The sequence below is a fragment of the Vulcanithermus mediatlanticus genome (assembly GCF_055385885.1).
Genome location: NZ_AP042385.1, coordinates 1774406 through 1797078 on the forward strand (window position 1 = coordinate 1774406; position 22673 = coordinate 1797078).

A 22673-nucleotide genomic window follows, 5' to 3' on the forward strand; every position below is an offset into this window, starting at 1 on the left:
TGTGATGCGGGGAGCGACGTGGAACTCTTTTTGCAAACGCTCATGAACGGCCTGCTCGCCTCCGGGGTGTATGCCCTGGTGGCGAGCGGCCTCGCCATCGCTCTCGGGGTCGTGGGCATTGTGAACTTCGCCCACGGGGAGTTCTTGATGATCGGGGCGTTCCTCAGCTATTTGCTCTTCGTGGCGCGCGGGGTGGACCCGGTCTTCTCGCTGGGCATCGCTGCCCTGGCGCTCTTTTTGGCCGGCGCCCTCGTGTATCGCTGGCTGATCCGCCCGGTGTTGCTGGCCCCGGAGCTCAATCAGATGCTGCTGACGTTTGGTCTGTCCATCGTCTTGCAAAATCTGGCCTTGCTTCTCTTTGGCGGGGATACCCGCGTGGTCAACCCCCCCTACCAAGGCGCCTCGCTCTCGCTGGGTTTTTTGGCCTTCGGCTGGGTGCCATTGATCTCGTTCGTCCTCTCCTATCTGCTCCTATTCCTGCTGCACGCCTTTTTAAAGAGGAGTCGCTGGGGGCTGGCCGTGAGGGCGGTGGCGCAAAACCGGATGGCTCCGGGGCTTTTGGGAATCGAGATCGAAAACGTCTATGCCTTCGCTTTTGGCCTTTCCGCGGCCCTCGCCGGCCTGGCCGGGGTGATGCTTTCGGTGATGCTCTACGCCAGTCCCACCGTTGGGTTCATCTACACTCTCAAGGCCTTTGCCATCGTGGTGATGGCCGGGCTCGGGAACATCGCCGGGGTGCTTTGGGCCTCGCTGGTACTGGCTTTGGCCGAGGCGTTCGTTTCCACCTACGTCCCTGGTGGTGGTGGGTGGGTCGAGGCGGTCTTCTTCTTCGTGATCTTCGCCGCGCTGGTGCTTCGGAGCTGGAGGGTGGTGTGAGGCTCGTCGGCTTCGTCTTCCTCCTGGCCCTTTTGCTGCCCGCGGTGCCGCTTGGGGTGTGGCGCGCTTTCGTTTTGGATGCCGCCCCCTTTGCCTTTGTGATCACCGCCCTCGCGCTCTCGTGGGACCTCATGGCCCGGACCGGGCAGCTTTCCCTGGCTCACGGGGCCTTTTTTGGCGTTGGGGCCTACGCCACCGCCTACGCCATGAACCACGGGACAGGGCCTTTTGTCGCGCTTTTTCTCGGCGCCGTCGCCGCGGCCATCAACGGGGCCTTGCTGGGGGCGCTCACGCTCCGGCTCCTCGGCATTTACTTCGCCATTGCTTCGCTGGCCTACAGCGAGGTGATGCGCACCCTGGTGCTCAAGGCGCCGGTGGAGTTTCTCGGCGGGCCGTGGGGGTACCCCCTGCCAGCCGCTTTCCCCGGGGCTCCGATGGCGGTTTACTATCTCGCGCTGGCCGTTCTCGCGGTGGCGGTAGGGGCGAGTCTGCTTTTGGAGCGAAGTCGCTGGCGCTTCGCCGCGGCCGCGGTTCGGCAGCGGGAGGCGGTGGCCCGGGTGCTCGGCGTTCCCGCGACGTCGGTCAAGCTGGGGGCGCTCGTGGTCTCGAGCTTCCTCGCAGGGCTCGCCGGCGGGGTTTACGCCCAGAAGGCGCTCTTCCTTACTTCGTACGATGCCTTTGGCTTGGTTCGCGCGGTGGAGGCGCTGGTGATTCCGATCTTCGGTGGCCTCTATACCACCACCGGTCCGCTCCTGGGCGGGCTTTTGCTGACGGGTTTAGAGAATTTCCTCAGGCTGGAGATCGGTCAGGGGTACCTCATCGTTTACGGGGTGTTGCTGGTGGTGACCGTGCTGTTTCTCCCCGGTGGCCTGGTGAGGCTTTGGAGGCATCGTGCTCAGGGTTGAAGGCGTGTCCAAGGCCTATGGCGGTCTCCTCGCAGTGAGCGAGGTGAGTTTGACCGTAAACGCGGGCGAGATTCTGGCGGTGATCGGCCCGAACGGGGCGGGGAAGAGCACCTTGCTCAATTTGATCTCGGGGCTCATTCGCCCCAGCAAGGGCCGGATTCTCCTCGAGGGCCGCGATATCACCCGTATGCCACCCGAACGGCGAACGCATCTGGGGCTTGGCCGGGCTTTTCAGATCGTCGAGCCCTTTCCCGAGATGACGGTGCGTGAGAACCTCATGGTGGGGGCGCTGTTCGGTTCGCCGGGCCTCGGGGTGGCCGAGGCCCGGCGGTGGGTCGATGAGGTGCTGGTGCGTACGGGCCTTGCCGCTCATGCTGATCAGGTGGCCTCGAACCTGACGCTGGTCGAGGACAAGCGCCTCGAGGTCGCGCGGGCCCTGGCCACCCGGCCCAAGCTGCTCCTGCTCGACGAGGTCATGGCCGGGCTCAGGCCCGTGGAGGCCAAGGAGACGGTGGCGTTCATCCGTTCCCTGCGCGAAGAAGGCGTGAGCATTCTCTTCATCGAGCACGTGATGCCGGTGGTCCGGGCGCTCGCCGATCAGGTGGTGGTGATGGATCACGGGGAGGTCATCGCCGAGGGCACGTATGAGGCCGTGGCGCGGCAGCCCAGGGTGCGCGAGGCCTACCTCGGGCGTCGGGGGGAGGATCGCGGTGCTTGAGCTTTTGGACGTCGAGGCCGGCTACGGTAAAGCGCAGGTGCTGTGGGGGGTTTCGCTCACCGTTGGCCCCGGGGAGCTGGTGGCGCTCCTCGGGGCCAACGGGGCGGGCAAGACCACCACGCTGAGGGTGATCTCGGGGCTTTGCCGGCCCTGGCGGGGGCAGGTGCGGCTGAACGGGGTCGACCTTGGGCCCACGAGCGCCGCTTCGCGGGCACGGATGGGCCTCGGACACGTGCCCGAGGGGCGACAGCTTTTCCCGCTGATGACGGTGATTGAAAACCTCAGGCTCGGGGCCGCCTTCTTGGCCATGGACGCCTTTGAAGCCTCCCTTGCCTGGGTCTTCGAACTGTTTCCCAGGCTTGCGGAACGGAAAAACCAGCTCGCCGGCACCCTCTCCGGCGGTGAGCAGCAGATGCTGGCCATTGCCCGGGCGCTGATGGGGCAGCCGAAGGTCCTTTTGGTCGACGAGCCTAGCCTCGGCCTGGCCCCGAACCTGGCCCAGGAAGTGCTCTCGGTTTTCGAATCGGTGCGAAGCCGGGGCGTGGGGGTGCTCCTGGTGGAACAGAACGTGGCCCTTTCCCTCGAGGTCGCCGATCGCGGATACGTTTTGGAGCACGGCCGAGTGGTCCTCGAGGGCTCCGCCTCGAGCCTCCGCGAGAATCCCGCGGTGCAGCGGGCCTACCTGGCCTTCTGAGTCCCCCGCCGCGGCAAAACGCGGCGGGGGGGACCCGGGGGAAAGGCGAACGAGCGCCAATCTTGCATCGGTGTGTTGGTAAGCCCGTAGGCACTCGCCTGGCGGCTCGGGGTAAGCTTGGGGCGTGCGCGAGTTGCTCCGGGCAGCCCTCGATCGGGCGCTGTTCGCCACCGATCCCTACCGTCTGGTCGGCGAAGCCCTCGGCCCACCGCCGCCCCGCGCCCACGTGCTGGCGGTTGGTAAAGCGGCCTGGCCCATGCTGAAGGCGGTGGAGGAGGTCTGGCCGGACGCGATCGGCTTTGGGGTGACCCGTTATGGACATGCGGGCAAGCTTTCGCGAATGCGTCTCGTTGAGGCGGGCCACCCGGTTCCGGATCGCAATTCGGAGGCGGCGGCGGACGAAGCGCTCGCCCTGGCCCAAAGCCTGGGTTCCGGCGATTTCCTGCTTCTGCTCGTTTCGGGAGGGGGGAGTGCCCTTTGGGCCGCGCCCTGGGGCGTGACGCTTGAGGAAAAGCAGGGCCTGACCAGGGAACTCTTGAAGAGCGGCGCCTCGATCCACGAGATCAACGCGGTGCGCAAGCACCTCTCGCGCATCAAGGGCGGGCGCTTGGCGGAGGCCGCCTATCCGGCCCGGGTCCGGGCCTTGCTGCTTTCCGACGTTCCCGGCGATGATCCCAGCACCATCGCCTCGGGGCCCGCGGTGCCCGATCCCACCACCTTCGAGGACGCGCTGGGGGTCCTCGACCGCTACGGCGTCACTTCCAAGAAGGCCCGGGCTCACCTCGAGGCCGGAGCCCGGGGTGAACTCCCGGAAACGCCAAAACCGGGCGCGCCCGTGTTTTCCGGAGTGGAAACCGAAATCCTCGCTTCGAACGCCGATCTTTTGCAATCGGCCGCCGACTATCTCGAGGACAAGGGCTTTCCGACCCTGATCCTCTCCGACCGCCTGACCGGCGAGGCCAGGGACCTTGCCCGAGTCCACGCCGAGATCATTTTGAGCGCGCGCAAGCGTGGCTTGCCCCGCCGGCCGCCCTTTGCCCTTTTGAGCGGTGGCGAGGCCGGCGTCACGGTGAGGGGTGAAGGCCGGGGCGGGCGCAACCAGGAGTTTTTGCTCTGGCTCCTTTTCTACCTGGGCCCCGAGGGCGTGTGGGCCCTGGCGGTGGATTCGGATGGTATCGACGGGAATACCGACGTTGCCGGGGCCCTACTCACCCCGGATTCGTTCCACCGGGCCCTGGCGCTCGGCCTCGATCCCGCGGCCTACCTGGCCAGAAACGACGCCCACGGCTTCTTCTCCGCCCTCGGGGATCTGGTTCAGACCGGCCCCACCGCCAATAACCTCAACGACCTGCGGATCATTTTGGTCTGAATGGGCCTCACCCGGTGGCCAGCGCGTAGCGCACGGGGCGGCCGGGGATGCGGGCGAGTTCACCCTGGTATCGAAGGTGCTCCAGGTGGGCGAGGGTTTCGGCCCAGGCGAAGCGGCGCTGGGTGGGTGGCAGCTCGCCCGGAAAGAGCGCGAGCGAGGCTTCCCAGGCCGTCTTGGGCCCCGTTTTGAGGGCCTCGAGGGTGGCCTCCAGGCGCTCGGCGTGGTGGCGTTGGAGGGCTTTGGTTCGGGCTTTGAGGTCGGGGGGGTTGAAGTGGCCGCTCAAGGTGAGACCCACCTCCAGCTCGGCCAGCCGCTCGAGGGTACCCAGGAAGTCGGCCAGGGGATCGGGGTTGCTGTAGGCCCAGCGGGCGATGATGGGGCTCACCCGGTCGAGGATCGCGTCCCCCGCGATGAGCACCCCATCTTCGCGATAGAGGGCGGCCTGACCCTCGGCGTGGCCGGGAGTCGCGAGGACCCGAAAGCGCATGCCGGCGAGCTCCACTGTCTGGCCGTCCTGGAGGCCCCTCGGTGACTCGGGCGGAAAGACCCGCTTCCGGGTTTCGTCCATCTCGCGGGCAAATCCCTCGATGTAGGCCTCGGGGACCCCGTGGTCCAGGAAGGCCCAGTGTCCGGCGTCGCGCCAGGTCTCGAAGTCGGTCCAGAAGGCGTGGCCGCGGCGGATCTCTTCCTCGAGCATCAAAACCTGGGCCCCCTGGGCCTCCAGGCGTCCGGCGAGGGCGTAGTGGTCGGGGTGGTGGTGGGTGATGAAAACCGCGTCGAGATCGCCGAAACCGAGGCCGAGCTCGGCCAGCGCGGCCTCGAGGGCCCCCGCCTTGAGACCGGTATCGACCAGGGCCGCGCCGTCACCCCGGAGGAGATAGCCATGGACGTGCTTGAGCGGGTAGGGGATCGGCAAGCTCAGGCGCCAGATCCCCCTCGCCACTTCTTCGATCTGCACTTGGGTTCGCATTCAGCCCCCTTTGGGGTGGGCGTTTCAGAGGTAGCCGGTTCGCTTGAGCTCTTCCTCGACCGCGGCCAGGGTCTTGGCGTACGCCTCTTCCAAGGTGACGCCCAAAAGCGTCGCGCCCGCGGCGGGAACATGGCCGCCACCGCCGAGCTTCAGCGCGATGCGCTGGGCGCTGACCCCGCCCTTGGAGCGGATCGAGAGCTTGACCCCGTCCTCTTTTTCCTTGAAGAAGATGGCCACCACCGAGCCCTCCGCGGTTTTCAAAAGCCCGACGAAGTCGTCGGTGTCCTCCTCGCTGGCGCCGGCTTCCTGGGTCATGGCCTGGGTCACGTGGGCGCTGACCGCCAGGTGGTCGAAGTGGAACCGGACCGTTCCCAGCACCAGCGAAGTGAGCTTGAAGTATTCCGGTGGCCGCCAGGAGAGCCGGTCGACGAGCTCGGGGTACTTCACGCCGTAGCTCATGAGCTCGGAGACCAGCTGGAAGACCTCGGGGGTGGTGTTGGCGTTCTTGAAAAAGCCGGTGTCGGTCATGGTACCGGTCAGTACCGGGGTGGCGATGTCTTCATCCCAAGGGACCTCCAGCAGGTCGATGAGGTCCTTGACCATCATCGCCGCCGCCGGTTTCGTGGGGTCGACGACGTGGATGTGCCCGAAGCGCGAGTTCGAGCCATGGTGATCGATATTGATCACGAACCCAGCGACCGGCGCACCGACGGCCCGGTCCTTGTCGCCCGAGTCCAGGACCACCAGGGTGGCGTTCTCGGGGAGGTCGGTCACGGGGTCGGTGTACTCATCCTCCCTGGGAATAAAGCGGAGGAAGCGGGGTGGCTCCATGATCCAGTAGGCTTCCTTGCCGAGTTTTTTGAGCGCCCGGTAGAGGCCGAGGGTGCTGCCCAGGGCGTCGCCGTCGGGGTCGATGTGGGCGATGATGTAGATCGGTCCGTCAACGGCCTTCAAGGTCTCAGCAACGAGACGCATTTTCTCCCAGTATCGCGGTTCGGGGGCGTTGTTCGCACTCATGGCCTTTGAGTATACAACCGCAGACGAAATCCTAAACGTTCCAGATAACCAAAATAATCGGGAAAGGTTTTGGAAACCGTTCCCGGTTGGCGGATGGCAAGGCCCGGGGCCCGGAGCGCGAGCAGGGCGAGGCTCATGGCCACCCGGTGGTCGTCGTGGGAATCGAGCAGCGTGGGTTTGGGCCGGCCGGGCTCGACGGTGAGCCCATCCGCGTGTTCGAGCGCTTTGATGCCGGCCTTTTTCAGCTCGGCTGCCATGACCGCGATACGGTCGGACTCGTGGTGCCGCACGTGGGCCACCTCGCTGATGCGGATGGGAGCGTCGGCAAATGTGGCCAGCACGGCGAGGGTGGGGGTTTGGTCGCTCATCGCCCGGAGCGAGACGGTGAACCCACCTTTGAGCGGTTGGGGAGGGCCTTGGACCTCGACCCAATCGGGGGTTTTCGTGACCCTGGCTCCCATGCGGCGCAGCACCTCGACGAACTCGAGGTCAGGCTGCAGCGTGTTTTGGCCGAGGTTGGTGACGCGGATGCGTCCCCCACTGGCGGCGGCCAGGGCGAAGAAGTAGGCCGCCGAGCTGGCGTCGGCCTCGAGGGCCAGGTCGCGGCCCGGATAGGCGCCCGGGAACACGGTGATCCTGGTGAGGTCGGGGGAAGCCTGGGCGCGGATGCCGAAGGCGGCCAGGGTTTCCAGGGTGATGCGTACGTAGTCGGCCTGGACGATGCCGCCTTCGACGATGACTTCGATCGGGGTCTGGGCCAGGGGCGCCGCCATGAGGAGGGCGCTGACGAACTGGCTGGAGGTGGCCCCCGAGATTCGGACCTCGCCTCCGGGCAGCTTGCGGCCTTCGATCAGGAGGGGAAAGCGGCCCGGGGTCTTGAGGGCGTGGATGGTGGCCCCGAGGCTTTCGAGGGCCTCGAGGAGGGGTTGGATCGGTCGCCGTTGCATCTGGGGGCTGGCCTCGATCCGCCAGCGGCCGGGGGTCAGCGCCAGCATCGCACTCAGGAAGCGAGCCAGCGTCCCCGCCGAGCCTACCTGGAGCGTGGCCTCGCGAACGCGCGGGCCGCCGCCGGCGACCACGGCGGTATCGCCGCTGACCTCGACGTCGATGCCCAGCGTCTTGAGCGCCGCGACGGCCCAGTACGCATCGTCGCTTTTGAGGATGCCCACAAGCCTCGAGGGGCCCCCGGCGAACCCGGCCAGCAGGAGGGCGCGGTTGGTGACGCTCTTCGAGCCAGGGACGGCGATCTCGGCTTCGATGGGGCCCGGCGGGGGAAAGAGGGCCACCCGCTCAACGTCGACGAGCTGAGCCCAGGGCGAACGCATGGCCCAACTATAGCCGGTGTTCGGCGAGGAGGGGGCCCAGATCCCTCCTGACTGGCCGTTTGGCCGGGGGGATCTGGGGATAGTTCGGGTCGAATTCGGCCAGGCGCTCTTCGAATGTGGGCAGGCGCTGTTGCCAGAAGACCCCGACCGGAATGCGCGGTTCCCACTCCAGGGCCTTGGCGGAGAAACCGGCCATCTTGCTCGCCACCAGTGCCGCGTCGGCCCCGGCGGGGAGTTCGGGGTCGTAGCCCGTCTCGGCAAGGTCATAGGTGCGCTCGGCGTAGTACGCCCGGGTGTGCAGGTCGTTGTAGGTCGGGCAGGGCTGGAGGACGTCGATCATGGCCAGGCCCCGGTGCTCGATGCCTTTTTTGATCAGCGTCTTGAGGCTTTGCACATCGAAGGCAAAGCCGCGGGCGATGAAGGTGAATCCGGCGGCGAGCGCCATGAGCAAGGGGTTGACCTTTCCCTGGATGTTGGGGCGGGGAAGGCTTTTGGGCCTGGCGCCAAGGGACAGGGTCGGCGAGGCCTGGCCCTTGGTCATGCCGTAGACCTCGTTGTCGAAGACGAGATAGAGGAGGTCGACGTTTCTCCGCCCCGCCCCCACGAAGTGTCCGGCCCCGATGCCCAGGGCGTCGCCGTCGCCGGCGAGTGCGACCACGTTGAGCTCGGGGTTGGCGAGCTTGATACCCTGGGCGATCGGCAGCGGCCGGCCGTGGAGGGTGTGGACGCCGTAGGCGTCGATGTAATGGACCGTCTTCGCCGAGCAGCCGATGCCGGAGACCACGACGTTTTTCTCGGGCGGGATCCCGAGCTCGTTGAGGGCCATCTTGAGCGCGCTGAGGATGCCATAATCCCCGCAACCTGGACACCAGTCGGGATTGATCATCTTCAGACTCCTTCCATCAAGACCACCCGGGGCCCTTGGGCGCCCTCGAGGGCCCGGCGCAGCTCTTCGCCGAAGATGGGGCGGCCGGTGAATTTATGAACGCCGAGGTTGGGGGAGCGCCCACTCGCCAGGCGGATGAGCTCGGCGAGCTGCCCGCTTTGGTTCTCTTCCACCACGGCGAAGGGGGCATCCGCGAGCACCTCGGCGACCGCTTCCGGGAAGGGCCAGAGCCAGCGAAGGTGGAGGTAGCGCCAGCCCGCGCGCTGGGTGGCCCACCTCGCCGCTCCCTTGACCGATCCCCAGCCGACGAGGATTTTTTCGCCCCTTCCGTAGAGATGAAATTTGAGTTCGTCCGGGACCTCGCGGGCGGCGCGCGCAAGCTTTTGGGCGCGCCTCTCCATCATCCGCCTCCGCACCACCGGGTCTTCGCTGATGTGGCCAAAGGCGTCGTGTTCGTCGGAGGTGATCCAGTAGTGGGTGCCCGCTGTACCCAAGGGCACGTGCGCGTCGAGGTCGAAACGGAGGAGCGGTCTTGAACCCTCCAGCCCGGCCTTTCGTTCCTGGATCTCCGGCGTGGAGAGCGCCTTTTCATCCACGGTGGCAAAGCGGGAAGCCAGTTCCTTGTCGAGGAGGTGGATCACCACCGTCTGATAGGCCTGGGCCAGCTCCAAACTCCAGGCGGCGTCGAAGAAGGCTTCCTCCAGGTCTCCGGAGGCGATCACGATGCGGGGGAATTCGCCGTGGCCGGCGAAGATGGAAAAGAGGAGGTCCCCCTGCTCGTTGCGGGTGGGCAGGCCGGTTGAGGGGCCGCCCCGCTGGTAGAGGGTGACCACCAGCGGCGTTTCCGTGATTCCAGCAAAGCCCAGCGCCTCGGCCATCAGCGAGAAACCGGGGCCGCTGGTGGCGGTGGCAGCCCGGGCGCCGCTCATCGCCGCGCCGATGGCCATGGTGACGGCGGCGAGCTCGTCCTCGACCTGGACGGTGGTGGCGCCGCCCTGGGGGTGGGCCTCGAGGTAAAAGCTCTCGTCGGTGGCCGGGCTGATGGGGTAGTAGGTCTGGAAGGAAAGCCCCCCGGCCAGCTTCCCCAGGGCGGCGGCCTGACTGCCGGTGAGGAAGAGGCGGGGTTTTTTTACCCTCAGGCCAGGGACCTCAAAAGGCGGTTTTGGCAGCTTTTGGGCGTAGGCCGTGGCCACCACCTCGCGGTTGAGCGCGAGCACCTCGGGTTTGTCGCTGAACTGCCGGGTGAGGGCCTCGAGGAGGAAATCCTGGGGGTACCCGAGATAGGCGAGGCTTGAGGCGACGGCCGCGGTGTTGGTCGCCCGCTTGGCGGCGATGGGGCGGAGCCCGAGCGCCGCGCCGGCTTGGGTGGCGTATTTCTCGAAGGGGATGGGAATGGTTTCAACGCCGCTTTGACGAAAAGCGTCCAAAATCATCCGGATGTCGGGGTCCGCCTCGCCGAGCCTTGCGGCCAGCTCTTCCCGCGGTCGGGTGTCGAGAAAGGGGAGTTTCGAGAGCCTGAACCCTTCAACCTCGGGTGGATAGAGCACCGCCCCGCCCGGTCGCACCTCGCCCAGGTGGCGGGCCAGGGTCTCAGCCTCGAGGGCGACCAGCAGATCGGCCGCTCCGGGGAAGGCCAGCGGCGGCGTTTCTCCGAAGCGGACCTCGAGATAACTGTGCCGCCCCATGATGTTGGAGTGGTATTCGCGCCGGCCCAGGACGCTGAGCCCGCCCAGGGCGAGCGCCCGGGCGAAGAGCATGGCCGCGGTCTCGATGCCGGACCCCTGGGGGCCGCCGATACGCCACGAACGTTCCATGCCTCAAGTTACACCTAGGGTTTGGCCTTGGAACCCGGGACCGGATAGGTGGGGATCGGGAAGAGGTTCGAGTCGTAGGGCACGATCATGAAGGTGGTGTTCGGCGAGTTGCCGAGGTCTTTGATGGCCTGGACCTGGTACCACTTCAGGTACGACTCGGTGAGCGAGCCGGCGATGACCTTGTTGGCCTCGGCGATGCCCTGGGCCTCGATCTTCTTGCGCTCGGCCTCCTTTTGCTCCTTTTCCAAAACGAATTGCATGCGTTCGGCTTCCTGCTTGGCCACGATCTTACGCTGAATGGCCTCGATCACCGATTGCGGCAACACCACGTTGCGGATATTGACCTGGACGATCTCGAAGTAGGGGCTCTTGAGGCCCTCGAGGGCCTGGACGATGCCGGCGTCGACCTTGGCCCGGAGCTCGTAGTACTCGGTCGACAGGTAGGTCGAGGCCACCTTCCTAAGCGCCGATCGGATTTGAGGCACCACCAAACCGTTCTCGATATCGGTGTATTGCAGGTAAGCCTCGCAGGCCTCTTCGGGGCGGATCCGGTAGCCCACGGTGATGTCCATGTTGATGCGCAGCCCGTCCTTGGCCAGGACCTCGACGCCTTTGTAATCGAGGATCTGGGTGTAGATCGGCACCTCGGCGAAGCTTTCGATAGGCACCGCGGCCCAGTGCACGCCGGGCGGGGTTTCCTGGTTTTGGATCTGACCCAGGCGAATGCGGCAGCCGACGTGCCGGTTATCGATGATCCTGACGCCAACGCCAGCCCAGATCAAAAGGAGGACCAGGAACACACCCAGTCCTCCAAACGCATAGACCCCCTTGCTGTTCATGTTTCCATTGTACGGAAGCGCCTACGTTTCTCTGGGTTTTTTGGCTTCTTCGTCCCGCAGAGCGCGCCGGAGGATCTTGCCCACCGCGGTTTTTGGGAGGTCGTCGCGTATCTCCCAGAGTTTTGGCACCTTGTAGGCGGCCAGCCGCTCGCGGGCGAAGGCCTCGAGGTCCGCTTCGCTCACCTTGTCCTTGAAGCCTTCCTTGAGCACCACGTAGGCCTTCACCGTTTCACCGCGGTAGGGGTCGGGCACGCCGACCACGGCCGCTTCCTGGACCGCTTCGTGCTGGTAGAGCACCTCTTCGATCTCTCTGGGGTAGATGTTGTAGCCGCCGGCGATGATCATGTCCTTTTTGCGGTCGACGATGTAGAAGTAGCCCTCTTCGTCCATCTTGGCCACGTCGCCGGTGAGCAGCCAGCCATCGCGCAAGACCGCCTTGGTCTCCTCGGGGCGCCTCCAGTAGCCCTGCATGACGTTCGGCCCCTTGACCGCGAGCTCGCCGATCTCACCCACGGCCCGGGTCTCGAGGTCGGGGCCCACCACCCGGGCCTCGACCGAGGGCAGGGGGAGCCCGATCGATCCCTTTTTGCGCTTGCCGAACATGGGGTTGCAGTGGGTCACCGGCGAGGCTTCGGAGAGGCCGTAGCCTTCGACCAGCTTGGCGCCGGTGAGCGCTTCGAAGCGCTCCGCCACCTCGATCGGCAGCGGGGCCGCGCCCGAGATGCAGACCTTGACCGAGCGAATGTTGCGCTGCTCGATGCCCGGGAAGGTGTTGAAGGCCACGTACATGGTGGGGACACCGGGGAAGAGGGTGGCCTTATGCTGCTCGATGGCCCGGACGACCTGGGCGATTTCGAAGCGGGGCAGCAATACGATCTTGGCCGCGAGCGCCAGGCCGAAATTCATGGAGACCGTCATGCCGTAGACGTGGAAGAAGGGGAGCACCCCGAGCATGACCTCCTTGCCCGGCTCAAGCCCCGGTGCCCAGGCCAGGACCTGGTGCACGTTGGCCATGAGGTTTTGGTGCGAGAGCATCGCGGCTTTCGGAGTTCCGGTGGTCCCGCCGGTGTACTGCAGGAGGGCGAGGGCCTCGAGGTCCACCTCGACCGGCGACGGCTCGGGCGGGCTCCCCGCGAGCAGCGCTTTCCAGGCCCTCCGTTTGGGGTGCGCGGGAACCTTGACCCACTTCCCCTCCCGCTTCATCTTGAAGGGGTAGAGAAGGTTTTTGGGGAAGGGGAGCGCGTCCTGGATCCCGGTGGTGATTACCACCTCCGTCGGGACCTCGCGTTCGATCTCGGCAAAGCGCGGCCAGAGCAGATCGAGCATGACGAGGAACTTCGCTTCCGAGTCCCCGAGCTGGTGGGCGAGCTCGCGCGGGGTGTAGAGGGGATTGGTGTTGACGGCCACGCCGCCGGCGAGTAGGGTGCCGAAGAAAGCGATGAGGAACTGCGGCGAGTTGGGGAGCATGATCGCGACCCGGTCGCCTTTTTGGAGCCCCAGGTCCTGGAGGGCGCGGGCAAAGCGGCGGGTCTCTTCCCACAGCGCCTTGTAGGTCATCTGTTTGCCCATGAAGTCCAGGGCGATGTTCCCGGGAAACTGGGCCGCCGCGTTACGAACCAGGTCGAAAAGCGGGGCTTTGGGGTAGTCCACCTTAGGCGGTACCCCAGGGTCATAGTGGGCGTGCCAGGGCCTTTCCATGTTTTCCTCCTTACCTTCGAGCTTACGATAGAAGGACACCGCGTGCCCCTTAAACCGGGTATAAGATTATACCCAGTTCGCTTCCCCCTTCAGCACCGCTTGCGGGTCAGGGTAACGTGTGGGAATGGAGCTCGTCTACGTTCTCCCCGCCCGGGCGCTCCCCGATCCCTCGGGACGGGTGCTGCCCCTCGATGGGGCGTTGTGGTCGCGGTTGACTCGGGAAGGGTTTTACCGCTTTCGTCACCAGATGGAAGAGGACCCGACCTACCGCCAGGTGATCCCCTACGCGGTGGTGACCTACCGGGGCCGGGTCTTCCTCACCCGGCGGATCCGGGGCGGTGGCGAGAAACGATTGGCCGGGCTCTTCTCCATCGGGCTCGGGGGGCACATCAACCTCTGGGATCAGTGCCGGGATCCAGTGACCTGGGCCCTTTACCGCGAGCTTTGGGAAGAAGCGGGGATTAAAGCCCGGTCCCTGCGCCGAATGGGGCTCATTCTGACCTCGACCACCCCGGTTGAGCGGGTGCACGTGGGGGTGTTGTTCTTGGTCGAGGCCGACCGCAAGCCCGAGGTTCGGGAGCGCGAAAAACTCGAGGGCCGCCTGGTCAGCGGGCGCGAGCTCGACGATTTGCTTCCCCGGATGGAGGGGTGGTCACAGCTCGCCTGGCGACACCTCGGGCCCCGAATTGGCGGTGACCTGGACGAGCGCCTCGGCTTGGTATAAGTTTATACTCGGTATAAGGAGGTGGGCATGCGCATTCGCAAGATCGGAGTTGTAGGCGCGGGGACCATGGGGGCCGGCATCGCGGCGCTCGCGGCCAGCGCCGGGGTGCCGGTGGTGCTCCTCGATATTCCCGCCGACGGCGATGATCCCAACGCCATCGTGAAAAAGGGTCTGGAGCGGGCCATGAAGGCGCGCCCCGCAGCCTTCATGGCGAAGGAGCGGGCTCGGCTGATCGAGATCGGCAACACCCGCGACGATCTGGAAAAGCTGGGCGACGTGGACTGGGTGGTCGAGGCCATCATCGAAAAACCCGAGCCCAAACAAGAGCTGTTTGCGCGGCTCGAGGCCATCCTCAAGCCCGAGGCCATCGTTTCCACCAACACCTCGGGCATCCCGATGAAGATTCTCACCGAGGGCAGGAGCGAGGGCTTTAGGAAGCGCTTTTTGGGGACCCACTTTTTTAACCCGCCCCGCTACCTTCACCTGCTCGAGATCATCCCGACCCCCGACACCGACCCCGGGGTGATCGCCGCCATCGAGGCTTTCGGCGACCGCATTTTGGGTAAGGGGATCGTGCGGGCCAAGGACGTGCCGGGCTTCGTCGCCAACCGCCTCGGGGTCTACGGCATGGTGCAGGCGGTCCGGCTGATGGAAGAGTTCGGTCTCACCATCGACGAGGTCGACGCCCTGCTGGGGCCGCTCGTGGGCCGACCGAAGAGCGCCGTCTTCCGCACCGCCGACCTCACCGGCCTCGACGTCCTGCGCCACGTCGCCAGCGGGCTGGCTGAGGCCACTGGCGAGGATTTCGCCCTCCCCGAGTGGGTGGAAAAGCTGGTGGCCATGGGGCGGCTCGGGGAGAAGACCAAGGCCGGTTTTTACAAGAAAGAGGGCAAGGCGATCTTCACCCTCGATCCCCAGACCCTCGAGTACCGGCCGAAGGAAAAGCCCCGGATTCCCGGATACGCCGAAATCAAAGACAAGCCGCTTCCCGAGCGGCTCAAGGCGGTCCTCGAGCTGCCGGAAAAATACGGCGCCTTCATGAAAAAGCTTTTCGCCGTGACCACCCACTACACCTTGGAAAAGGCCGAGGCCATCGCTTACGACATCGTGGCCATCGACCGCGCCATGCGCTGGGGCTTCGGCTGGGAGCTCGGGCCCTTCGAGCAGATGGACGCGGTGGGGGTGGATACGGTCCGCGCCCTCCTGACGGAGTTCGGCTTCGCCGAACCCGAACTGCTCGCCAAGGCTGAAGGGAGCTTTTACAAAACGCAGGATGGACAAAAGCGCCACCTGGCGTTCGACGGGAGCTACCAGCCGCTCGCCCCGGTGCCCGGCGCGCTGGTGATCGCCGAGGCCAAATCCGAGGGGCGCGTGGTGAAGGAGAACAAAGAGGCCTCGTTGGTCGACATCGGCGACGGGGTGTTGCTCCTTGAGTTCCACAGCAAGGTCAACACCGTGGGCGAGGGGATCCTCTCTCTCACCGACTGGGCCCTCGGCTACATCGAGCGGGAAGGTCTGGTGGGCTTGGTGGTCGGCAACGACGACCCGCGCGCCTTCTCGGCCGGGGCGAACCTTGGCCTCATCGCCATGCTCATCCAGGAAGGCGATTGGGACGAGCTCGACCTGGCGGTGCGCAGCTTCCAGCGGGCGACGATGGGGCTCAAATACGCGCCCTTCCCGGTGGTGGTGGCCCCCTTCGGCCTCACCCTGGGCGGCGGCGCCGAGTACGTGCTGCACGCGGATGAGGTCGTGGCCCACGCCGAGCTCTACATGGGGTTGGTTGAGGTGGGGGTTGGTCTGATCCCGGCCGGCGGCGGGACCAAGGAACTGCTCTTCCGCTTCAGCGAGGACCTCAAGCCCTACCCGGAAGCCGACCCCTTTGAGGCCGCAAAGCGTGCCTTCGGGCTCATCGCCATGGCCCAGACCTCGACCAGCGCCCTCGAGGCCAAAAACCTCGGGTATCTCCGCGGTTCCGACCGCGTGGTCATGAACCGGGATCGCCTGATCGCCGAGGCCAAGCGCCGAGTGCTCGAGCTGGCGCCCGGCTACGTGCCGCCGGTTCGTGGGCAGCGCCGGATCGTGGCCCTTGGCGCCGAGGCGCTCGGCAACCTGAAGTACGCGGCCTGGCAGTTCAGGGAGGCCGGTCAGATCACCGATCACGAGCTGAAGATCGCCAACGAGCTGGCCTACGTGCTCTCCGGTGGTGACGGACCACCCCGCGAGGTCAGCGAAGACGACATCTTGGACCTCGAGCGTGAGGCCTTCCTGAAGCTCGCGGGCACGAAGAAGACCCTCGAGCGGGTGCTCCACACCTTGAAGACCGGGAAGCCGATGAGGAACTAAGGAGGAAGTATGCGCGAGGCGGTTATTGTCAGTGCAGTCCGTACCCCCGTGGCTCGGGGTAAGAAGAACGGAGCCTTGGCCAGCGTTCACCCGGTGGATCTTTCGGCGGCGGTGATGCGAGCGGCGGTCGAGCGGTCGGGCGTCGATCCCAAGCTGCTCGACGACGTGCTCTGGGGTTGCGCCATGCCCGAGGCGGCCCAGGGGTTGAACATCGCCCGCCTGGCGCTCCTTCGCGCCGGGCTGCCGGTTGAGGTTCCGGGCGCCACGGTGAATCGCTTTTGCTCGTCTGGCCTGCAGACCATCGCCATGGCCGCCCAGGCCATCATGAGCGGTATGGCCGACGCGGTGCTGGCCGGTGGGGTCGAAATGATGAGCCAGGTGCCGATGAGCGGCTACCACACCCGGTTGCACCCGGACCTCACCCCCGAAACCTGGTCGGCGGAGACCTACTCCTCCTACATCGGCATGGGCTATACCGCCGAACGGGTGGCCGAGCGTTGGGGGATTTCCCGTGAGGACCAGGACCGCTGGGCCTACCGCAGCCACAAGCTCGCGGCCGAGGCCTGGGAGGCGGGTCGCTTTGACGATCAGATCGTGCCCATTCAGGTCGAGCGGGTGCGCTATAAGGGGACCAAGAAACAGGTCGAGACCTTCGAGTTCAAAAAGGACGAGACCGTACGACCCGACACCACGGTGGAAAAGCTTTCCCAGCTCAAGCCGGCCTTTAAGGTTGGCGGGACGGTTACCGCCGGCAACGCCAGCCCTTATTCCGACGGGGCGGCGGCGGTGCTGGTCATGAGCAAGGAGAAGGCCGAGGCGCTGGGCCTTAAACCCCTGGCGCGCTTCATCACCTTCCAGGTGGCGGCGGTGGCTCCGGACATCATGGGCGTAGGACCGGTGTACGCCGTGCCCAAGGCCTTTGAAAAGGCCGGGATCACCATGTCGGACATCGACCTCATCGAGTTCAACGAGGCGTTTGCCGCCCAGGTGCTGGCGGTGATGCGTGAGCTTGGGATGCCCGAGGAAAAGACCAACGTGAACGGCGGAGCCATCGCCCTCGGACACCCCCTTGGCGCCACCGGGGCCAAGCTGACCACCCAGCTCGTCTACGAGCTCGGGCGCCGCGGGGGCGGTCTGGGCCTGGTCACCATGTGCATCGGCGGCGGCATGGGGGCTGCCGGAATCTTTGAGGTTTACGGGAGGTAAACGATGAGCGAACAACCCCTTTGGAAGAAAGGCGGCGGCTGGCTGCTGGCGCGGGCGGACGATGTGTACAGCCCCGAGGACTTCGACGAGACCGTCCGCATGATCGCCGAGACCACCCGCACCTTCGTCGAGCGCGAGGTCTTGCCGGTCCTCGACGAGATGGAGACCGATAAGGCGCGGATGCTCGAGGAGAGCCCGAGGCTCATGCGAAAGGCGGGCGAGCAGGGGCTGCTTGCCCCCGACATCCCCGAGGCGTACGGAGGTCTTGAGCTGCCGAAGGTGGTCAGCTCGATCATCGCCGAAAACCTCTCCGAGGCCGGCGGTTTCGCCGTGACCGTGGGTGCCCACACCGGCATCGGCACCCTGCCCATCGTCTACTTCGGCACCGAAGCGCAAAAGCAGAAGTACCTGCCGAAGCTGGCCTCCGGCGAGTGGGTGGCCGCCTACGCCCTCACCGAGCCCGGCGCGGGGTCCGACGCTCTCGGCATCAAGACCACCGCCACCCCGGTGGAAGATGGGAAGTACTACCTCTTAAACGGCACCAAGCAGTTCATCTCCAACGCCGGGTTCGCCGATTTGTTCACCGTCTTCGCCAAGATCAATGGGGAGCACTTCACCGCCTTCCTGGTCGAGCGTGACACCCCCGGCCTTTCCTTTGGTCCCGAAGAGCACAAGATGGGCATCCGCTCGTCCTCGACCCGGCAGGTGATCCTCGAGGACGTCAAGGTCCCGGCGGAAAACATCGTCGGCGAGATCGGCAAGGGCCACAAGATCGCCTTTTTGGTCCTCGACGTGGGCCGCTACAAACTCGGCGCCGGCGCCGTCGGCGGCGCCAAGGTGGCCCTGCGCGACGCTGCCAAGTACGCCAAGCAGCGGGTGCAGTTCGGCCTTCCCCTCGCCAAGTTCGGGGCCATTAAGGAAAAGCTGGCCCGCATGGCCATTCTCACCTACGTGGCCGAGAGCGCGGTCTACCGCACCGTGGGCCTCATCGACGAGACCATCGCGCGTCTGGGCAAGGCGGCCACGGTCGAGGCGATCGAGGAATTCGCGGTCGAGGCCTCGATCGCCAAGGTCTTCGGCTCGGAAGTGCTCGATTTCGTCGTCGACGAGGCGGTGCAGATCCACGGCGGCTACGGCTACATCCAGGAATACGCCGTCGAGCGCGCTTACCGGGACAGCCGGATCAACCGCATCTTCGAGGGGACCAACGAGATCAACCGCCTTTTGATCCCCGGAATGCTCCTCCGGCGGGCGCTCAAAGGCGAGCTGCCGCTCTACGAGGCCGCGACCAAGCTGCAAGAAGAGCTTTTGGAACCAGCGTTCGGCGAGCCTCCAGCCGACGACTTCGAACGCCTTTATGGCTACGTCGATGGCCTCAAGAAGCTGGCGCTGATGACCGCCGGTCTCGCGGCCCAGAAGTTCGGCGAGAAGATCGCCAAGGAGGAGGAAGTCCTCCTCCGCGTCGCCGACATCGCCACCGCGGCGTTCGCGGCCGAGAGCGCGCTGCTTAGGGCCAAAAAGCGCGGCGACGCGCTCTCGCGCCTCGCCACCGAGTACTACCTCACCGAGGAACTTGCGAAGGCGAGCGTCACCGCGCAGGGGCTGCTCCCTTACCTCGAGGAGGGCTCGGATCTGCGCATGCTGATGAGCGCCGCCCGTCGGCTGACCAAGCACGACCCCGTGAACCGGATCGGCATCCAGAAAAAGGTGGCCGACGCGGTCCTCGAGGCCGAGAACTACCCCTTCTGAGCCAGCAAAGGCCACACCTCGCGCACGGCCCGGCGGGCCGTGCGCGTATTCCTTGGGGGCTGGGCCGCCCGCAGCCCCACGACAAAACCCGGGAAGCCGAGGCACCGCCCCGGCTGCCATCCGGTGGGGTGGCCGCTTGGGCGGCATGCAGGGATGCCCCAATTGGAGCGCACGTTTGGCCAGACAATGGTATTTAAAAATCGGGAGCGTTCGGTGTGGGTAAGCCCGGGAACGCTGTTTGTCCCAAGGGGGTCGAAATGCGGGCGGGGTGGAAGTTGACACGGTTCTCGATGTTCTTAACGGGCTTGATCCTGGGGGCTACTATGGGAATCATTGTCCCCGATGAAAGACTTCAAGTTTTGCCCCTGGCTGGATTGGCAGCGGCGATTGGAGGTTATGAGGCCTACCGTAAGGCAAAGGCCCAGAGAGTTTTCCGTGCGCTCCTCGCCGCAGCGGGGTACTTCCTGATCCTGTTTGTGATTTTGAGGGGGCTGGATCTGGTGTTCGGCTTGGTTTTCAATCGGCCGCCAATCGGACCTTGATGACGCACCTGGGGCTTTTAAGACCGTGATTGCCGGAGATGACCTAGGGCGGTGTGATGAAGTGCAGCCGCCAGGATGCGTCGATCCAGGCTGCTTTGGGCGGGCTCGAGGGCTGGACCGCAAGGGCGATGACCACGCCCTCGGCCAGCCGTCGCCAGCGGCCATCGGTGCGGAGCCAGATCCCGCTTTTCGAGCCCATCCAAAGCCGGCCCAAAGCGTCGATCGCCAGCGCGGTCACCTCGGCGACCGGGGTCGCGAGGGGCGCAAAGGCGGTGCCGGGTTCGGGTCGCCACCAGATGCCAAAGCCCATCCCCCCGACGAATATCTGGCCCTTTCGATCCACGGCGAGCGCGTGGGCCATGCGCTTTTCCCGCGGGTCGGGGAGGGGGAGGCCTCCGGTTTCCAGGCGCGTCCAGCGATACCCGGCATCCTGGCTAAAGAAGAGGCCCTGGCCCCGGAGCCAGGCGTAGTGCTGCCAGGGGCGAAGGGGGTCGATGGCGTAGGCGTCGATCTTTTCCGAAGGCAGGCCCTCGAGGGCCTTGAGCCGGACGTTCCCACGGGGGCTGATGACGGCGTAGGTTCCGTGCCCGGCGGCGATGATGCGATTGCCGTCGTAGGCGAAGGTAAGGACCTCGGCTTCGGGCTGGCGCAGAAGGTCGCTCCAGCGCCGGCCGCAGTCGGAGGAGACGGCGATGCCCTGGTGGTGGCCGAGGAAGATCCTGCCGTCGGGGTGCCAAAAGAGCGCGTGAATGCCCTCGACCTCGAGGCCGATCCGCCCCTGGCCGAGGGCGAGCCCAAGCAAGAGGGTCAGGACCGGAAGGAATCGCGCCCCGTTTCCGATCACCGTCAGCCCGTCAGCGACTCGAGCGTTTCCAGGAGTGCGGCTTCCAGGGCGGCGATGCTCGCCGCCGGCGCCTGGTGCATTCCCGGGAGGTAGCTAAAGAGCACGTGGGTGGCCTCGAGGCGTTTGGCCGCCTCGAGGAAGGTCCGCTTGAGCTCCCGGGTTTCGAGGCTCGCCGGTTGCATCCCCTGGGCCGCCGGGTTCCCTTTGAGGAACGCCCGGGCTTCGGCTTCGTTGAGCCAGGCCAGAACGTACTTCTTGCCGGCAGCGGTCAGGGTGATGTGCTCGCCCGGGCGCTCTGGGTCCTCGAGGATATACCAGGTCGGTTCGACGAGCGACCGCATGGCCTTAGTGGTCGGCGAGACGGAAGCCAACCTCGATGACCGCCTGGAACTCTGAAACCCGCCCTTCCTCGATCCGGCCGCGGAGCTCCTTGACCTCGAACCAATCCAAATGCCGGAGCGTCTCTGACGCCCGCTCAACCGCGTTCTCGATCGCTTTTTCAAAGCTCTCGGTGCTGGTGCCGACCAGGGTGATCTTTTTGTAGACCCTATCCATAGGACCCCCTTACAACAAGTTTACCCCCGGCCGGGCGTTTTCGGGCCGGGGGCATCTGGGAAATTCGGTCTTTACCCGGCGCCCATCCGTCCCAGCCAGAGCCCGATGAGGAAGACGAGCCCGCCCCCGAGAACCACCTGGATCACGGTGGGACTCAAAGGGCTTTTCATATAGCGATAGCGGATGTAGGCGATGGTGATGAGCTCAAATACGACGATGGCATAGGCCAGGCTCAGGGCGACCTGAATGTTGGGGATGAGGAAGGGAAGGGTGTGCAGCATGCCCCCAAAGACGGTGGCGAGGGCGGTGATGCCGCCCCGGAGCCAGGGGTGGCCGCGGCCGGTGACCTTACCGTCATCGGAGAGGGCTTCGGCCAGCCCCATGGAAAGGCCGGCACCGATCGAGGCGGCGAGACCGACGAAAAAGGCATCCATGGGTTGCTTGGTGATCTCGGCGGCGGCGAAGAGCGGCCCCAGGGTCGAAACCGACCCGTCCATCAACCCGAGGAGGGCCGGTTGCACCACTTGCAGGACGAACTTGGGGTCGTTGCGTTCGATGGTCCAAGCGCTCATGCCTCCAGTTTATCTATAATGGCAATGATTATCAATAGTTATAAGAAGAGCTCGGCGATTTGGACCGCGTTGAGCGCCGCCCCCTTGAGCAGCTGGTCGCCGACGACGAAGAAATCGAGCGCGTTGTCCAGGGCCAGGTTTTGCCGGATCCGTCCGACCTCGACCGCCCATTTCTCGGTCGCGGTGAGCGGCATGGGGTAGCGCTGGTTTTGGGGATCGTCCACTAGCTTCACCCCGGGGGCACGAGCGAGAACCCGACGGGCGGCCTCGGGCTCGACGGCCTTGGCAAAGCGCACGGTGGCAGCTTCGGCGTGCGCGCGGAGGGTGGGGATCCGAACTGCGGTGGCGCTGATTTTGAGGCCGGGGGTGCTGAAGATCTTCTGGGTTTCCCAAACCACCTTCATTTCCTCGCGCGTGTAGCCATTCTCGAGGAAACGGTCAATGTGGGGAATGACGTTAAAGGCGAGGGGATGGGCGAAGACCTGGGCCTTGGCCGGGCGGCCCTCGAGGAAGGCCCTCGTTCCTGCCAGGAGCTCGTCGATTCCCGCGGCTCCGGCGCCGGATGCGGCCTGGTAGGTGCTCACGATCACGTGAGTGGCGTGGAAGGCCTGGTGCAGCGGCCACAGCGCCATGGCCAAAATCGCAGTGGTGCAATTGGGGTTAGCGATGATGCCCCGGTGCCTTTTCGCCGCTTCCGGGTTGATCTCGGGAATGACCAGCGGAACCTCGGGCTCATAACGCCAGGCCGACGAGTTGTCGATGACCAGCGCCCCGCCCTCGACCCAGATCGGGGCGAGGCGTTTGGAGAGGCTGCCTCCCGCGCTCGCCAAGACGATATCAACCGGCAGCGGCCCCTCGGGGAGAACCTCGACGGTGACCGCGTCGCCGTGGAAGGTCAGCTCGGTGCCTGCCGATTTCGGGCTCGCGTAGAGCCGGAGCTCGGAGACCGGGAAGCGCCGGGCCTCCAAAACCTTGAGGATCTCGCGCCCCACCGCGCCGGTGGCGCCAACAACCGCAACTCGCATGC

The 22673-nt window shown here is 65.7% G+C and carries 22 protein-coding genes; 10 read left to right on the forward strand and 12 right to left on the reverse strand.

Annotated features, from left to right (window positions below; translation table 11 throughout):
- Positions 1–18: 18 nt before the first annotated feature.
- The 5 genes from ACZ5BT_RS10235 (at position 19) to ACZ5BT_RS10255 (ending at position 4562) form a co-directional block, all read left to right on the forward strand.
- Positions 19–876: a branched-chain amino acid ABC transporter permease gene (locus ACZ5BT_RS10235; protein ID WP_464884490.1), complete on the forward strand. Its 858-nt coding sequence runs from the start codon at positions 19–21 to the stop codon at positions 874–876.
- Positions 873–1781, forward strand: a complete 909-nt coding sequence (locus ACZ5BT_RS10240; RefSeq protein WP_464884491.1) for a branched-chain amino acid ABC transporter permease — start codon at positions 873–875, stop codon at positions 1779–1781. Before ACZ5BT_RS10235 ends, ACZ5BT_RS10240 begins: the two co-directional genes overlap by 4 nt.
- Entirely contained in the window at positions 1768–2499 is a 732-nt protein-coding gene (locus tag ACZ5BT_RS10245) for an ABC transporter ATP-binding protein (RefSeq protein WP_464884492.1), read from the forward strand. The genes ACZ5BT_RS10240 and ACZ5BT_RS10245 overlap by 14 nt, the downstream gene beginning before the upstream one ends.
- Positions 2486–3193 (forward strand): ABC transporter ATP-binding protein, encoded by a 708-nt coding sequence (locus tag ACZ5BT_RS10250; RefSeq protein ID WP_464885818.1) that lies wholly within the window; start codon positions 2486–2488, stop codon positions 3191–3193. Before ACZ5BT_RS10245 ends, ACZ5BT_RS10250 begins: the two co-directional genes overlap by 14 nt.
- 124 nt (positions 3194–3317) lie before the next feature.
- On the forward strand, positions 3318–4562 hold the full coding sequence (locus tag ACZ5BT_RS10255; RefSeq protein ID WP_464884493.1) for a glycerate kinase type-2 family protein: 1245 nt from the start codon (positions 3318–3320) through the stop codon (positions 4560–4562).
- 7 nt (positions 4563–4569) lie between these two features.
- Here ACZ5BT_RS10255 and ACZ5BT_RS10260 read toward each other — a convergent pair whose 3' ends face one another.
- From ACZ5BT_RS10260 to ACZ5BT_RS10290, 7 genes are read right to left on the reverse strand one after another with little or no spacing between them, the layout of a single operon-like run.
- Positions 4570–5532, reverse strand: coding sequence for an MBL fold metallo-hydrolase (locus ACZ5BT_RS10260; protein WP_464884494.1), 963 nt, complete (start codon positions 5530–5532; stop codon positions 4570–4572).
- Positions 5533–5556: 24 nt separating this feature from the next.
- The gene (locus ACZ5BT_RS10265; protein WP_464884495.1) at positions 5557–6549 is read right to left on the reverse strand and encodes a DHH family phosphoesterase; all 993 of its coding nucleotides are present in this window, start codon (positions 6547–6549) and stop codon (positions 5557–5559) included.
- A complete protein-coding gene (aroA, locus tag ACZ5BT_RS10270) occupies positions 6546–7874 on the reverse strand; it encodes a 3-phosphoshikimate 1-carboxyvinyltransferase (protein WP_464884496.1) in 1329 nt (442 codons plus the stop codon). Before aroA ends, ACZ5BT_RS10265 begins: the two co-directional genes overlap by 4 nt.
- Before the next feature lie 7 nt (positions 7875–7881).
- Positions 7882–8760 carry a thiamine pyrophosphate-dependent enzyme gene (locus ACZ5BT_RS10275; RefSeq protein ID WP_464884497.1) on the reverse strand — a complete coding sequence of 293 codons (879 nt, stop codon included), beginning with the start codon at positions 8758–8760 and terminating at the stop codon, positions 7882–7884.
- Positions 8761–8762: 2 nt separating this feature from the next.
- Positions 8763–10574, reverse strand: a complete 1812-nt coding sequence (locus ACZ5BT_RS10280) for a 2-oxoacid:acceptor oxidoreductase subunit alpha (protein WP_464884498.1) — start codon at positions 10572–10574, stop codon at positions 8763–8765.
- A 14-nt stretch (positions 10575–10588) separates the two neighbouring features.
- Positions 10589–11413, reverse strand: a complete 825-nt coding sequence (locus ACZ5BT_RS10285; RefSeq protein ID WP_464884499.1) for a prohibitin family protein — start codon at positions 11411–11413, stop codon at positions 10589–10591.
- A gap of 21 nt (positions 11414–11434) precedes the next feature.
- Positions 11435–13111: a long-chain-fatty-acid--CoA ligase gene (locus ACZ5BT_RS10290; RefSeq protein WP_464884500.1), complete on the reverse strand. Its 1677-nt coding sequence runs from the start codon at positions 13109–13111 to the stop codon at positions 11435–11437.
- Positions 13112–13235: 124 nt separating this feature from the next.
- Here ACZ5BT_RS10290 and ACZ5BT_RS10295 point away from each other — a divergent pair, with 124 nt between their 5' ends.
- The 5 genes from ACZ5BT_RS10295 (at position 13236) to ACZ5BT_RS10315 (ending at position 19675) form a co-directional block, all read left to right on the forward strand.
- Positions 13236–13835, forward strand: a complete 600-nt coding sequence (locus ACZ5BT_RS10295) for an NUDIX domain-containing protein (protein ID WP_464884501.1) — start codon at positions 13236–13238, stop codon at positions 13833–13835.
- A 27-nt stretch (positions 13836–13862) separates the two neighbouring features.
- Positions 13863–16178 (forward strand): 3-hydroxyacyl-CoA dehydrogenase/enoyl-CoA hydratase family protein, encoded by a 2316-nt coding sequence (locus ACZ5BT_RS10300; protein WP_464884502.1) that lies wholly within the window; start codon positions 13863–13865, stop codon positions 16176–16178.
- A 9-nt stretch (positions 16179–16187) separates the two neighbouring features.
- A complete protein-coding gene (locus ACZ5BT_RS10305) occupies positions 16188–17384 on the forward strand; it encodes a thiolase family protein (RefSeq protein ID WP_464884503.1) in 1197 nt (398 codons plus the stop codon).
- A gap of 3 nt (positions 17385–17387) precedes the next feature.
- Entirely contained in the window at positions 17388–19133 is a 1746-nt protein-coding gene (locus tag ACZ5BT_RS10310; RefSeq protein WP_464884504.1) for an acyl-CoA dehydrogenase family protein, read from the forward strand.
- Between the two features lie 323 nt (positions 19134–19456).
- The gene (locus ACZ5BT_RS10315) at positions 19457–19675 is read left to right on the forward strand and encodes a hypothetical protein (protein WP_464884505.1); all 219 of its coding nucleotides are present in this window, start codon (positions 19457–19459) and stop codon (positions 19673–19675) included.
- A gap of 43 nt (positions 19676–19718) precedes the next feature.
- On the opposite strand, the gene ACZ5BT_RS10320 is transcribed toward ACZ5BT_RS10315, so the two are convergent.
- The 5 genes from ACZ5BT_RS10320 to ACZ5BT_RS10340 form a co-directional block, all read right to left on the reverse strand.
- Complete coding sequence (locus ACZ5BT_RS10320; protein ID WP_464884506.1) at positions 19719–20519, reverse strand: hypothetical protein; 801 nt, start codon at positions 20517–20519, stop codon at positions 19719–19721.
- Positions 20520–20521: 2 nt separating this feature from the next.
- Positions 20522–20860 (reverse strand): DUF3234 domain-containing protein, encoded by a 339-nt coding sequence (locus ACZ5BT_RS10325; protein ID WP_464884507.1) that lies wholly within the window; start codon positions 20858–20860, stop codon positions 20522–20524.
- Between the two features lie 4 nt (positions 20861–20864).
- Complete coding sequence (locus ACZ5BT_RS10330; RefSeq protein WP_464884508.1) at positions 20865–21074, reverse strand: dodecin; 210 nt, start codon at positions 21072–21074, stop codon at positions 20865–20867.
- Positions 21075–21145: 71 nt separating this feature from the next.
- Positions 21146–21646: a VIT1/CCC1 transporter family protein gene (locus ACZ5BT_RS10335; RefSeq protein ID WP_464884509.1), complete on the reverse strand. Its 501-nt coding sequence runs from the start codon at positions 21644–21646 to the stop codon at positions 21146–21148.
- A gap of 38 nt (positions 21647–21684) precedes the next feature.
- On the reverse strand, positions 21685–22671 hold the full coding sequence (locus ACZ5BT_RS10340; RefSeq protein WP_464884510.1) for an aspartate-semialdehyde dehydrogenase: 987 nt from the start codon (positions 22669–22671) through the stop codon (positions 21685–21687).
- Between the last annotated feature and the right edge of the window lie 2 nt (positions 22672–22673).